Source organism: Rickettsia philipii str. 364D (assembly GCF_000283995.1).
Classification (GTDB): domain Bacteria; phylum Pseudomonadota; class Alphaproteobacteria; order Rickettsiales; family Rickettsiaceae; genus Rickettsia; species Rickettsia rickettsii.
Genome location: NC_016930.1, coordinates 662,931 through 676,659 on the forward strand (window position 1 = coordinate 662,931; position 13,729 = coordinate 676,659).

The following is a 13,729-nucleotide window of genomic DNA, read 5'->3' on the forward strand; positions in this document are numbered from 1 at the left end:
AGCAAAACAATATAAAATCGGTACTAATATGCTGATTGTTATGGGAATAGCGAAAGTCAATTTTGTTTTGAAATATTTGGCAAAAAAAGATGAAAACCCAAAAATGCTTAATATTGGTATTATGATCATATTAATTTGTAAATATTGTAAATAATTTTTTGGTCATTGCGTGAACCGGTAAAACCCACTGTGTCACCCCGTGGCTTAACCACGGGGTCTAAAAAACAATAAAAAATACTAATAATTTTAGTATTTTTAACTGGATCCCGTGGTCAAGCCACGGGGTGACAGAGGTGAAATTGATTCACGCAACAAGGCCACGCGGAAATGATATAGAACGAAAATGTCCGGTACTATGGGTATCCAATACCCGCTCGCAACAACGCCTTTATCACCCGTGTTTAATTTTAGCTTGTGCTGCGGCGATTCTTGCTATAGGGATACGATATGGAGAACAAGAAACATAGTTTAAATTCATTCTATGAAAAAATTCTATAGAGGCAGGGTTCCCTGCATGTTCTCCGCAAGCTCCGAGTTTCAAATTAGCATTACTGCTTTTTCCGCGTTTTATAGCAATTTCAATTAATTCTCCTACTCCTTCTTCATCGAGAGTAGTAAATGGATCGGATTCAAAAATCTTTTCTTCTAAATAATATGGAAGAAAAGAGGCAATATCATCTCTAGAAATTCCATATGTAGTCTGAGTTAAATCATTAGTACCAAAACTAAAATAGTCAACTTCCTTAGCTATTTTCTTACTGCCGAGTGCTGCCCTGGGTAGTTCTATCATAGTACCGAGCGTAAAGGAAAACTTATAGCTATAACGTTGCTCTAATTCCTCTATTACCGCATAAATATCCATTTTAAGCTTTTGTATTTCACCTACATTGCTAATTAAAGGAATCATTAATTCTAAGTTGCATTCTATATGTTCTTTTTTATGTAGCTCAAAAATAGCTGTAAAAATTGCTTCAATTTGCATTTGGTAAATTTCTGGCGAACATATACCAAGTCTACATCCACGGTGACCGAGCATAGGATTTACTTCATGCATAGCATGAAGACGTTGATTAATCATGGATAAAGGTAGATTTAAGCTATTGGCTAAATTCTTTTTATCTTCTTCGGTGGTAGGTAAAAACTCATGTAACGGCGGATCAAGTAATCTAATATTTACCGGTTTATCTTTCATTACTCTGAATAAAGCTTTAAAATCCTCAGTTTGCAGAGGTAATAATTTCTGCACGGCAAGCTTTCTCCGTTCTATATCAGGAGCAATAATCATGTCTCTTACTAAAGGAATTTTATTTTTATCAAAAAACATATGTTCGCTACGACATAAACCTATACCTTGAGCTCCAAACTTTACAGATACTAAAGCATCGTTAACTGTTTCAGCATTTGCACGAACTTTTAAGCTACTAATCTCGTCTGCCCAATCTAAAATTAATTTTGATTCCTCACTGAAAGTAGGTTGAATTAACGGCATTTCACCTAAGAAGATTTTACCGCTACCTCCATCAATCGTTATAATATCACCTTGTTTAATAACTATGTCGCCTGCTGTTAATATTTGTTTTTTCTCATCTATAGATAAATTACTTGTACCGCAAACACAAGGCTTCCCCATACCTCTTGCCACAACTGCAGCATGTGAAGTCATTCCCCCTCTAATAGTTAAAATACCTGAAGAAACATGCATTCCGTTAATATCCTCAGGACTAGTATCATGGCGTACTAAAATTACTTTATGATGATGAGATAATTTTTCGGCATCATAAGGTGAGAATACTGCAATACCTGTTGCAGCCCCAGGAGAAGCAGGCAGCCCCTCAGCAATAGAAGTAAGCCCCTTACTGTAATCAATTCTTGTATGTAATAATTGATTTAATGATTCCGGATCGATTCGCATTAAGGCTTGTTCTTTAGAAATAAGCTTTTCTTCTACCATTTGTACGGCAATATTAATAGCAGCGATGGCTGTTCTTTTTGCAGTACGTGTTTGCAAAATATATAGCTTATTATTTTCTATAGTGAATTCTATATCCTGCATATCTAAGTAATGTTCTTCAAGCTTTTGTGCAATTTGTGATAACTCCTTAAACACTTCCGGCATCATTGCTTGCATAGAATTTGAATCATTTGCAATAATAGGCATAGGTGTTCTAGTTCCCGATACTATGTCTTCACCTTGAGCATTTATTAAAAACTCTCCAAAGAGCTTTTTTTCTCCTGTAGAAGGTGATCTAGTAAAAGCAACTCCCGTAGCTGAAGTTTTACCTAAATTACCGAAAACCATTGCTTGGATATTAATAGCCGTACCGCAATCCTCCGCAATATTATTGATTTTTCTATATATAACCGCTCTATTACTCATCCAAGAATGTAGCACCGCTTTAATTGCCGATTCTAACTGTTCATAAGGATCATTAATTAGTTGCTTAGTATACTTAATATGCAACCGTTTGAAATCATCAATAATTTTTTCTAATAATTCTACGGTAATATCGCTATCTTTATGAATATCGGCTTGCATCTTGTGCTTTTCGTAAATTTGTTCAAATAGATCACTAGGTATAGATAATACCGTTGAACCGTACATTTCTAAAAATCTTTTGTAACTATCAAGAGCAAATCGTTTATCACCGCAGGAATCCGCAAGAGCATTACACACTTCGTTATTCATTCCAAGATTAAGGATAGTATCCATCATTCCAGGCATTGAAACCGTAGAGCCCGAACGCACCGATAACAATAAAGGATTGCTTGTACTGCCGAAAATTTTACCGGTAATTATTTCAAGTTCAGTGATAGCTTTTTTTAAGTCGCTTTGAAAGTTTTTAGGAAAGTTATTATTGTGGGTATAAAAATAATTACATAGCTCTGTAGTTATTGTAAAACCATCAGGAATAGGTAGTTTTAGGTTGGACATTTCGGCAAGACCAGCACCTTTGTTACCAAGTATATTTTTCATTCTAGCGTTTCCATCACTACCATTACTGCCAAAATAATAAATTAATTTTTTCATATCATATATCAAAATTTGCTAACAATTTATGTGTTTAGGAGCATTAAATACATATTTATACAGTATGAAAAAAATAGTAGCAACGTTAAATTAAGAATATCTTTAATAAAATAGTTGAAATTTTAATTTGTTATTATACTTATTAATTTAATTATATTCTGTGTACAAAAGTCAAATTTTCAAAAAAAATCTTATTAATTTTCGCTAAAAAATATCTCAAAATAGCAAATCAATTAGAAACCTTCACAGAACCTAATAAGTTAATTGAACTTATTCTAAATGTTATTGACTAATTTAAGAAAATTGACCATAATTCTAAATGGTCGTGCAGTTGCGTGATAATATAGCAAAGCTATAGATCACGAGGAAAGTCCGGACTCTATAGAGGTATGGTGCCGGTTAACCTCCGGCAGAGTATTATTACTTTAGGGACAGTACCACAGAAAATACACCGCCAAGTATGAATACGAAGATCAACTTCAAAAAGAGCTAGGAGTTCACCAGACGAGGAACGGAGCGTATACTTAATACGTGAGTACCGTAGTACTTGTGAAATGACGCAGCCAATTTTTGCAGTTGATCGAGTATTTTTGGTAAGGGTGAAAAGGTACGGTAAGAGCGTACCGGTAAGTTGGTAACAAATTACGCATGGTAAACCCCACCAAGAGCAAGATCAAATAGGCGTTACAGAACTTATCAAGTTCCCGGGTTATCTCTAGCCGGCTTGTAATGCGGGTAGATCGCTTGAGGTAAACGGTAACGTTTATCCTAGATAAATAACTGCAATGAATTAATATTCATACAGAATCCGGCTTATAGACCTTATTGTCATCCCGCGACTTGATCGCGGGAGCTTAGAAAATAGCTTAACAAATATTGATAGATCCTGCGATCAAGTCGCGGAATGACTAGGACTGTAACACAATTTAATGAAAAAGTTATATCATAATCCTATTTGTCCTCTTTCAAGACAAGCCCGTGTCTTCTTAAAAGCATTAGATATAGAATTTACTACGATTAAAGAAGATTATTGGCAATTCAATAAAGATTTCTTAAAAATAAATCCTGCCGGAACTTTACCTATTTTAGCAGAATCATACGGCTTATTTGTGGTAGGTATTTATCCTTTTGTTGAATATCTTAATAGCAAATATCCGAATTTTAATTTTTTAGATGAAGATATTGATATTTGTTGCGAAATTAGACGATTATTCTTTTGGTTTAACGATAAATTTTATCGTGAAGTTACTAAGATTATTATCGATGAAAAAGTTATACGATCAATTGCTAAAATGAGCAGCCCACGAACCGAGTTTTTACGTGTTGCAAAAAATAATTTAAATTATCACTTAGAATATATAACTTCTTTACTAGAAAAAAGAAGTTATCTTGTATCGGATTCACTAACTATTGCTGATATTGCCGCAAGTTGTCACTTATCGGTACTCGATTATTTCGGTGAGATTTATTGGGATAAATGGACGCTTATCAAACATTGGTATTCACTAATTAAATCAAGACCGGCTTTTAGGTTATTACTACAAGATAGAATCCCTGGCTTTACCCCTCCAAACTATTATACAGATTTAGATTTTTGAATAGACTTCTTCGGAAACTCTACTTCTAGAGGTAATTTGTGCGTCAATTCGCTGCTCGCATCCTCTCACGTACTTCTACGTACGCTGTGGTTCTGTTGTGCTGCGTGTTTCCTACAAATTCCTCTCTATAAGCACGTTTCCGAAGAAGTCTAATATATAATTTAATAATTTGATTCTTTCCGTATCATGAGCTTTTAGTATTTTATGAATATTATTAAGAGATTGATTTTTTATGAGTGCAGGATCATATTCAAGATGAACTCCACTTAAAATAGCTGTCCCGTCGCCGTAAGTACATTTTATTATTGCAGCCTGAGAATCCTCATAACTTGCTATTATTTTAGTATCTTTGGTATTTTCTGCATCAATAAAATATCCACCGCCATTATAAAAAGCATAACAATCCTTAATATTTAAATTAAGTGTTGGATTTATTTTTAGATAAGCGGCTCTTGCTCCTTTATGTGAGTTGTAATAATAAGGAGCAAGCAATGGTCCTCTAACCGTTCCATTGAAAATCTTTAATTCTCTTTTACTTATAACCTCTATATTTGTTCCTTTAGCAAATTCTACATAGTTACCGCTGTAGTAACTGCCTGCACATATCCCAAGAAAATTACCACCGTTTTTAATATAATTCTTTATATTAGCATTTCCTTTGCCTTGCAATTTTTGTACATAGTATAAATCTCTTCCACCGAGTAAAATAAGTAATAAGGTGTTTTGAACCGACTTTTCGTCTATAATTTCTTGTGCAGTAATATAATCTACGTTATACTTTGGAGCATAAAGTCTTAAGGTATGCACGCAATGCTTAATACTTTCTTTTGAAACTCCTAGATCATTATAAATTTTTATTTTCATTTTTATATTCTTGACAAGGACATTATATAATTCTATTTAGTGTAATTACTTAAAAATAAATCATGCGGTAATTTTATGCAACTTAATTCAATCTCACTACCGTTAACCACAAGGCAAGCAATAGAAATAGTTTTAGGAGTGACATTACTTACTATTTGTTCACAAATAGTAATACCTATAAAGCCTATATTTATTTCATTGCAAACCGTTGCAGTAATATTCATCGGACTTACATATAATAAGACTACCGCACCTTTAACAATATTATCTTTCATAACTCTTGGAGCAATGGGAATCCCTGTGTTTGGAGAATTTTCAAGCGGTTTACGAATATTATTCGGCCCTACCGGAGGATATCTAGCAGGTTTTGTAATTGCCGTATATGTTATGGCTAGCTTAAAAGATAAAATTTTTACTTCTAATCAATGGTTAAATCAGATATCTTTATGTTTGATCGGTAATATAATTATTATGAGTTTAGGCTGGATGTGGCTCTCTACACTCTTAGGAGCAAGCGGTGCCTTTTACGGCGGCGTATTACCTTTTATAATACCGGGAATAATTAAATCAGTATTATTAATTGGACTTATCAATGCAGTAAAACCAAAAACTCGATGAACTTCAGTATTGCCTAAAAACAGTTGATCTAAAGTTTCGATGTCATTCCCGCGCAAGCGAGAATCCGCTACTTTTAAGCTTTCTAAAAGCTTGATTTATCTCGCTTTACCCTGTTTCGAGCCATGCAAAAACACCACCTTTGCAGGAATGGCATCGATCTTTAAGTTGACAACAAATATGGTATAACTCTATCATTCATGAAAAAAATCAATAACAATGCTAATGCCTCATTTTCCCGTGCCGACCTGGAAAAATAACATTAAATATGATCTTGAAAATATAGCAAGACTTTTAAAAGCCTTAGGTAATGCTCATTTAAGGCTTCCTCCCGTCATACATATAGCAGGTACAAACGGTAAAGGTTCAAGTAGTGCTATGCTTAAAAGCATCTTTACGCTTGCCGGTTATAAGGTACATTGCTATACATCTCCTCATTTATTAGAATTTAATGAACGAATCGTAGTAGCAGGTGAGAAAATCTCGGATAATGAATTATGGCAGGTTTGTGAGCAGGTGAGGGTAGCAAGCGAAAAATTTAATATTGAACCTAGCTTCTTTGAAGGTACTACGGCAGCAGCGTTTCTAGCATTTGAGAAAACAAAAGCCGATATATTAATTTTAGAGACGGGACTAGGCGGTCGGTTAGACGCAACAAATATAGTAGAACAACCATTAATTACTTTAATTACACCTATTTCATATGATCATATGCATATGCTGGGTAATACATTACCCCTAATAGCAGTTGAGAAAGCTGGTATTATGAAGTCTTGCGTTCCTTGCGTTATAAGTATGCAAGTTTTGGAAGTTTATGAAACATTATTTGCCAAGGCTGAAGAGTTAGAAGTACCGAGTTTCTGTTATGAATATGATTTCGGTATTAAAAAGACGGACAACGGATTTATTTATTCATCACGAAATTTTACCTATGAGTTTCCGACTCCTTCGCTACTTGGTGATCATCAATTAATAAATGCTGCAAGCGTTATTGCCTTAATAAGCATTATTAACAAACAATTTAATATTAATAATGAGGTTATTGCTAAAGGATTACAAAATACTATTTGGCCTGCTAGAATCGAAAAAATAGAACCGAAGAAATATTCTAAATTAATAGGTGATAATGTGCAAATTTGGATAGACGTAGCTCACAATAATGGCGGAGCTCAAGTTTTGGCAAATTGGATGCGTGATAATTTAAAATCATCGATATATTTAATACTCGGTATGACTAAAAATAGGAATATTGAGCAATTTTGCTCTTACTTTAAGGATTTGACAATTAAAGGTTACGGCGTTAAAGTGTTATCCGAACCGCTAAGCCATAGTGCAGAAACAATAAATTTGGAAGGCAGAAAGAGTGGTATTGATTTTAGCGAAAGCAACTCACTCGAAGAAGCGATGAGTGATATAAAGAAGATAAACGGCGATAATAAAGCAAATATTATAATAACCGGATCGCTTTATTTAGCTTCCGATTTTTATAAGTTACTATGATGTCATGCCTGCGTGGATACTAAATCGTCATTGCAAGCAACTGCAAGGAGCGTGGCAATCTCATAAAGTAGGACTCCTGAGATTGTGCTTCGTCAAAATTTTCAATTTTTCCTCGCAATGACGTATTGATTCTCGCTATAAATATATAAAAACCAACATAGGAGAAAATAACATGACCTATTGCAACAAATCTAATCAAACCTCATATCCTTTTATCTTACCTGATTTACCTTATGAGAAAGAAAGTTTTAAACCACATTTTACTCTCGAGACTTTTGATTATCATCATGGTAAGCATCATAATACTTATGTACAAAATCTAAACAATTTACTCAAAGATAAAGAAGAATTACAAAAAAAAGATTTAGAAGAAATAATAGAATGGTCATCACAAAACTCAAATGCGGCTATTTTTAATAACGCAGCCCAAATATGGAATCATACCTTTTTTTGGCATTCAATAAAGCCGCAGGGCGGAGGTAAGCCAAGCGGTAAAATATTAGAACAAATTAATAAAGATTTCGGTAGTTTTGAAGAGTTTTGTAAACATTTTAAGCAAGAGGCAGTAGGGCAATTCGGTAGCGGCTGGGCATGGCTTGTATATCACGATAATAGGTTACAAATTATAAAAACCGCTAATGCCGGTACACCTATAGCACACGGTATGAAGCCACTTCTTGCATGTGATGTATGGGAACATGCTTATTATATTGATTATCGTAACAAACGACCTGATTATGTTGACATATTTATTAAGCATATGATCAACTGGAAGTTTGTAGAAGATAACTTAATAAAATAAAACTATGGCTGATATAAAGGTAAGAAAACATCCTATTATTAATAATCTGAAGCAAGAGTCACAAACTCCTGTAGTTAATGAGCAATCTGATATATTAGAGGAGTTAAAAGACCTAAAAAAATTCAACAATCTTCTAGCAATCAAACAAAAACATTGCAGGAGTTAGAGCAAGCACAGAAAGCTCCTATCGAATATATAGCTTTTAGTGGAGGAGGAGCTAAGGGAGCAATATATTCCGGAGCTTATGAGACAGCAAAAAAGCTGGTATTTTAGATAATGTCAAGGCGGTAGCAGGTTCTTCCGCTTGTGCTATAACTGCCACAGTGGTAGCTCTTGGGACACCCGCCTGAGCGATTTGAAGAAATTTCTAAAAATACAAATCTGCAAACTTTACTTGGAAAAAAAGGATTTTCTGTGGATATAGTACAGTTAAATAAAGACGGTAAACCTTTATATGCTCTATTAGAACTTGTTATTAAAGAAAATATAGGAAATTTTTTACAGAGATCAGATATAGTAAATGTTAAAGATGATAAAGCTCTTGATGAATTAAGAGAAAGATACAACCAAAAAGACGGTAAAATATATTTTAAGGATATAGCGTTACTGCGAAAATACAATCCAGTGCAGTATAAAGATTTAGTAATTATGGCAACTCAGCAAGAGACAAGTGAACTAACTATTTTCAATAGCTTGGATACGCCAAATGTTAAAATTACTTTAGCTTGCTGTGCTTCTGCTTCTATACCGCTTGTTTTTAAGTCGGTAGAAATTGACAGTAAAAAATATATAAACGGCAGATATAGAGATAATATACCGACAAAATATTTTAAAGGCAATGAACTGGAATTTGATACAAAAACAATAACTGATAATATGGAGGAGATTACCTTAGCTAAAAAACAAGGTAGAACTCTAGCTATGGCTTTTGGTACGTGTATGGAAGCTGATGCAAATATTGCTATATATAGTGCAAAAAAATTTGAAAGCCCAAGTGATATCGTAAAGTTTTTAGCTGATATATTATTTAAGACACTTGCAAAAGTAGGAGGAAAATTTAAATATACTGAAACTCTAAGAGCAACTAATGAACAGTTACGTGAAAATGCTTTAAACACTGCTGTTTTTTAGATACTACCGGAATAGATACTTTGGATTTCAAAGATACACAAAAATATTCTAATTATTTGTATATTAAAGGATATTGTCACACTAGAGAACATTTGCATAATCATGACCTTGGCAAAGAAGCAGATAAAATATTTGACCATCAAAAATTTCTACTATAATGTTTATGAAGTTTATGATAATAAAAATCTACATAAAACATTTGGCACTAAATTGTTAGAAATGTTTATTCAGTCAAAAGAAAATAATACTTCTAAATGGCAAGAAGGAGTTATTGAAAATCATGATGATAAAGCAAAGATGTTATTATCATTTTGTAAAACCGGAGCATTAAACGAAAAAGAATTAAATGAAAAGCTTAAAGAATATGTAATTATTGCTGCAACTAGTCGTAATAATACACTAAAAGCCGATACAAACTCATTGAACGCTTTATTGTATACCTTAAATGATACTGCTGCTTCAAGTAAAATAAAAGATAGTTTCATTGAGGTACTTGGAATAGATAAAAATAAAGATGTAAGATTTGATAAAACTAAAACCTTTGATGAAAATATTGCTAAGTTTAAATTTACTAAACAAGATTTAGAAAGCTTTATAACTAAGAGTAAAAGCGAAGCACCAAAAATTCAAAGCAAACATAGTGTAGCTACAAGTCATGTCAGTAGGGGGCGAGTTAGGTGTTTTGATGTCATTCCTGCGAAAGTGGGAATGACATCAAGCGGGTTTTTCAAGCCATGCAACACAGCTCGCCTTTCCTCGCAATGACGGCTACTCAAAAAAATGAATATCGGTACATTTAAACTAATTGTTTTTGACAAGCTAGACAGTACAAACTCTGAGGCTATGAAAATGGCTCAGAATGCTAAAGTTGATTCAAACTATGCAGTACTTGCCAAATCTCAAACTAATGGACGTGGTAGAAGCGGCAAAAACTGGCAGTCTAGGTCAGGTAACTTACATGTAAGTTTACTAATAAAGCCTGATAAAGAGCTAGAATTAGTGCCGCAATTATCTTTTGTTACGGCACTTAGCGTTTATGATAGTATAACCTCTTTATGTCACTCCTATAGTTCTCTATGTCATTCCCGCGAAAGCGGGAATGACATAAGGAACGAAAATAACATTATACAACTAAAATGGCCCAATGATGTATTAATTAACAGTCGGAAAATTGCCGGTATACTTCTTGAATCTGTTAAAGTAGAAAATAATTATTACCTTATTATCGGTATCGGCATTAATATTAGCTATCACCCTGATAATATCGACCAGCCTACTACTAGCTTAATAAGCGAAAATCTACCACCTATAGAACCGCACGCTTTACTTGAGATATTAATAGAAAATTTTGAAGAATATTATCAAATTTGGCATAATAACGGTTTTCCTTTTATTAGAAAAAAATGGTTAGAACATGCTTATAAGTTATATGAAAATATTAGCGTTAAATATCAAAATGATATAGTAACCGGTCTTTTTAAAGATATCGATAATACCGGCAGAATAATATTGCAACTACCGTCCAAAAAAATAATCTCTTTTTCCAATGCCGAACTTTTTTTTAGCAAAAAATATTACTAAATTTAAATTGTAGATTTAATTTTTGTTAACTTCTACTTAAGCTCCAATTTAACAAGGTAATAAATATATGTCCCAAGAGAATAACAACCCAAGTTATCTGTCTCAAGCGTTTTTAACAAATGCATATGAGCCATTAAACGAATTTAAAAAACTTTCTTCTAATAACATTCGTACATTAATGGAAGATTTTATAAAATTGAAAAAGCTTTTAAATGTACACTATTTACGGGTAATAATAACGCATGTGAAGGTTTAGTAGAATTATATGACGAAGTAATAAAAAATGCCTAATTAGGAACTTCAAAATATAAATATAACACAATTTAGAGATATTATGGTCTTAGTCGGAAGAGAACTTAAGCATGAACAATGTATAAATACCTCCTTATTGTCAGTCAATATTAATGAAAAATTTCTCAAACCAAGTGTTGTTACTCACGTAAAAACTATTGAAATATGTCAACAGCAAAATAGTGAAGATCCTTTCGCAATTAACGAGTCAGAAATATTTAATCAAAAATGCAAGGTTAAGCAGTACGGAATTTGAGCAATTTAATAGCTTTTTTAAAGCAAGATGTGGAAGTAATTTTGCTTTGAGATTTAGGAATTATGCAGATTATAAAGGAATTAACGAAGTTATTGCTAAAGGGGACGGTAATTTAAATAAATTTCAGCTAAGGAAGATATATGGCGATCCTATTGCTCCTTACGAACGAGTTATCACTAAACCGGTTAATAATAGTGTCATTCTATACATTAATAATGTAAGAACTATGGGCATTGTAGATTACAACGATGGTATAGTGACCTTACCAAGTCCCTTAGGTCAAGATGTAATTTTAACTGCTGATTTTACTTTTGACGTAGCAGTTAGATTTAGTATAGATAGTTTTGAATATTCTTATTGTAATGACGGTTCTATAGCGTTATACAACATAGAGTTAGTGGAGGTGATTATATGAGTATTGCGATTGAAGAGGTAATTACAAAGCTTACGAATTTTGTTTATTGTTTTCAAATTAAGCGAGCTAGCGGTGAGGAATTAAACTTAACAAATAGCGATCATGCTATAAACAGTGAAGAGAGAGTTTTTTTACCGAAGTCCAGTTTAGATTTAAAAGAAGCAGAATTTAACGATTCCGCACAAAACCATATAATCATTGAAGGTATTTTTGAGGAAAACGGCTATTATACGGCGGTCAAATTATATTCAGCAAAATCGTTTTAACAGTAAAGTTCTAAGCAATTTCGGTGATTTGATTATATTAGAGGATATTATACCGGATTATTTTAAAGATGCCGAGGAAGTAAAAATTACTGCCGGATGTGATAAAAATTTTATAACCTGTTGCAATAAATTTAATAATGCTATAAATTTTAGGGACGAACCGCTAATACCAAAAACAGATTTTATAAATTTAGTATAATCAATGAAACAAAGTTTTATAAAACTAGTATATGCAGAGCTACAGAATATAATAAATATGAAAAGCTCCAAACAACAGCAAAAAAAAGAAACGCAATTAATTGATTATTTTAAAATAGTTGAAAGTAATATATTATATACATTTCAAAAAATAAAACAGGGATATGAAAGAGACTAAACGTTTTTTTAACAAAAATAATAGATTAAATAAAGGTTATGCTAAGACTTTTAGTGTAAACGAACCTGATAATAATTTTTACCGTAAAAAATTTGAACATATATTACCGCCAATTGATTTAATCAGTGAGTATGAGAGTATTTATCCCGGTACTTTACAGGAATTAATGCATATGGCACAACAAGAGCAAGCTCATAAGCATGCTATAGACCTAAAAAACTTGAAAATACAGGCAAGAGTAGCTAAATTAACACGAATCTGTTTATTAATATTTGGAATTTGCCTTGTAGTTTCAATTTTTTTTAAAACTTTCTAAATAAAATTAAAGATAAAATATTTTATTTACTTGTAATTTTAAATAAAATAAGTTAAATCCAATATATATTTATTTATAAACATAATACGGAGACATTTTATTTCTAAAAATAATTTTCCTAAGGCTAATAGAGAAATCAGAGCTAGAGAAGTGCGTTTAGTAGGCGAAAACGGCGAAATGCACGGCGTCGTAAATATTAGAGAAGCATTAGATATGGCGGAAAGAGCCGGTCTTGACTTAGTCGAGATATCACCGAATGCTGTACCCCCTGTCTGTAAAATTCTAGATTTTGGTAAGTTTAAGTACGAAAGCAAAAAACGTTTGCATGAAGCACGCAAAAAACAAAAAATCATCGTACTTAAAGAAATGAAATTTAAACCTAATATTAGTATAGGTGATTTTGAAACTAAGTTAAGAAAAATAAAAGAATTTTTAAAAGACGGAGATAAAGTAAAAATTTCTTTATGGTTTAAGGGACGAGAGATTCTTCATAAAGAGGTCGGTCAAGAACTATTTAAACGTATAGAAGTAGGGCTCGAAGGACTCGTTAAAATCGATCAGCATGCTAAAATGGAAGGTAAACAGATGATAATGATCGTTAGCCCTGATATTAAGGTGCAATAGCTACTCAAATCGTCATTGCGCGTGAACGTAGAGAGTGTGGCAATCTCAGGAATTTTACTGTTTCAT

Annotated in this window: 13 protein-coding genes, 1 other RNA gene and 2 pseudogenes; 13 read left to right on the forward strand and 3 right to left on the reverse strand. The window is 32.8% G+C overall.

Annotated features, from left to right (window positions below; translation table 11 throughout):
- Positions 1–28: 28 nt before the first annotated feature.
- Positions 29–154 carry a hypothetical protein gene (locus RSA_RS10265; RefSeq protein WP_012150863.1) on the forward strand — a complete coding sequence of 42 codons (126 nt, stop codon included), beginning with the start codon at positions 29–31 and terminating at the stop codon, positions 152–154.
- A 237-nt stretch (positions 155–391) separates the two neighbouring features.
- On the opposite strand, the gene ppdK is transcribed toward RSA_RS10265, so the two are convergent.
- On the reverse strand, positions 392–3,028 hold the full coding sequence (gene ppdK / locus RSA_RS03430) for a pyruvate, phosphate dikinase (protein ID WP_014364742.1): 2,637 nt from the start codon (positions 3,026–3,028) through the stop codon (positions 392–394).
- Positions 3,029–3,343: 315 nt separating this feature from the next.
- Between ppdK and rnpB the strand changes: the two genes are divergently transcribed.
- Both rnpB and RSA_RS03435 read left to right on the forward strand, forming a co-directional pair.
- An RNA gene (rnpB, locus tag RSA_RS06860) (RNase P RNA component class A) lies at positions 3,344–3,860 on the forward strand.
- A 97-nt stretch (positions 3,861–3,957) separates the two neighbouring features.
- The gene (locus RSA_RS03435; RefSeq protein ID WP_012150865.1) at positions 3,958–4,626 is read left to right on the forward strand and encodes a glutathione S-transferase family protein; all 669 of its coding nucleotides are present in this window, start codon (positions 3,958–3,960) and stop codon (positions 4,624–4,626) included.
- Here the strand turns inward: RSA_RS03435 and RSA_RS10270 are convergent.
- Together RSA_RS10270 and RSA_RS03440 are read right to left on the reverse strand one after the other, a co-directional pair.
- A pseudogene (locus RSA_RS10270) lies at positions 4,614–4,795 on the reverse strand (palindromic element RPE1 domain-containing protein); the annotation flags it as partial. The gene RSA_RS03435 and the pseudogene RSA_RS10270 sit on opposite strands and share 13 nt — an antisense overlap.
- Positions 4,738–5,490 (reverse strand): BPL-N domain-containing protein, encoded by a 753-nt coding sequence (locus tag RSA_RS03440; protein WP_014364743.1) that lies wholly within the window; start codon positions 5,488–5,490, stop codon positions 4,738–4,740. The gene RSA_RS03440 and the pseudogene RSA_RS10270, both read right to left, overlap by 58 nt.
- Positions 5,491–5,565: 75 nt before the next feature.
- Here RSA_RS03440 and RSA_RS03445 point away from each other — a divergent pair, with 75 nt between their 5' ends.
- The 10 genes and pseudogenes from RSA_RS03445 (at position 5,566) to infC (ending at position 13,663) form a co-directional block, all read left to right on the forward strand.
- Positions 5,566–6,108 (forward strand): biotin transporter BioY, encoded by a 543-nt coding sequence (locus RSA_RS03445; RefSeq protein ID WP_014364744.1) that lies wholly within the window; start codon positions 5,566–5,568, stop codon positions 6,106–6,108.
- Between the two features lie 216 nt (positions 6,109–6,324).
- A complete protein-coding gene (locus RSA_RS03450) occupies positions 6,325–7,605 on the forward strand; it encodes a folylpolyglutamate synthase/dihydrofolate synthase family protein (protein WP_014364745.1) in 1,281 nt (426 codons plus the stop codon).
- Positions 7,606–7,777: 172 nt separating this feature from the next.
- Positions 7,778–8,407 (forward strand): superoxide dismutase, encoded by a 630-nt coding sequence (locus tag RSA_RS03455; protein WP_014364746.1) that lies wholly within the window; start codon positions 7,778–7,780, stop codon positions 8,405–8,407.
- 4 nt (positions 8,408–8,411) lie between these two features.
- Positions 8,412–10,207: pseudogene (locus tag RSA_RS10275) on the forward strand (patatin-like phospholipase family protein); the annotation flags it as partial.
- Positions 10,208–10,318: 111 nt separating this feature from the next.
- Complete coding sequence (locus RSA_RS03470) at positions 10,319–11,119, forward strand: biotin--[acetyl-CoA-carboxylase] ligase (RefSeq protein WP_014364747.1); 801 nt, start codon at positions 10,319–10,321, stop codon at positions 11,117–11,119.
- A gap of 473 nt (positions 11,120–11,592) precedes the next feature.
- Positions 11,593–12,081: a phage distal tail protein, Rcc01695 family gene (locus tag RSA_RS03475; protein ID WP_014364748.1), complete on the forward strand. Its 489-nt coding sequence runs from the start codon at positions 11,593–11,595 to the stop codon at positions 12,079–12,081.
- The gene (locus tag RSA_RS03480) at positions 12,078–12,347 is read left to right on the forward strand and encodes a baseplate hub domain-containing protein (RefSeq protein WP_014364749.1); all 270 of its coding nucleotides are present in this window, start codon (positions 12,078–12,080) and stop codon (positions 12,345–12,347) included. Before RSA_RS03475 ends, RSA_RS03480 begins: the two co-directional genes overlap by 4 nt.
- 28 nt (positions 12,348–12,375) lie before the next feature.
- On the forward strand, positions 12,376–12,546 hold the full coding sequence (locus tag RSA_RS07525; protein WP_014364750.1) for a phage BR0599 family protein: 171 nt from the start codon (positions 12,376–12,378) through the stop codon (positions 12,544–12,546).
- Between the two features lie 163 nt (positions 12,547–12,709).
- On the forward strand, positions 12,710–13,039 hold the full coding sequence (locus RSA_RS03485; protein WP_014362932.1) for a DUF2335 domain-containing protein: 330 nt from the start codon (positions 12,710–12,712) through the stop codon (positions 13,037–13,039).
- A gap of 63 nt (positions 13,040–13,102) precedes the next feature.
- Complete coding sequence (gene infC, locus RSA_RS03490) at positions 13,103–13,663, forward strand: translation initiation factor IF-3 (RefSeq protein WP_080508225.1); 561 nt, start codon at positions 13,103–13,105, stop codon at positions 13,661–13,663.
- The last annotated feature ends 66 nt before the right edge of the window (positions 13,664–13,729 follow it).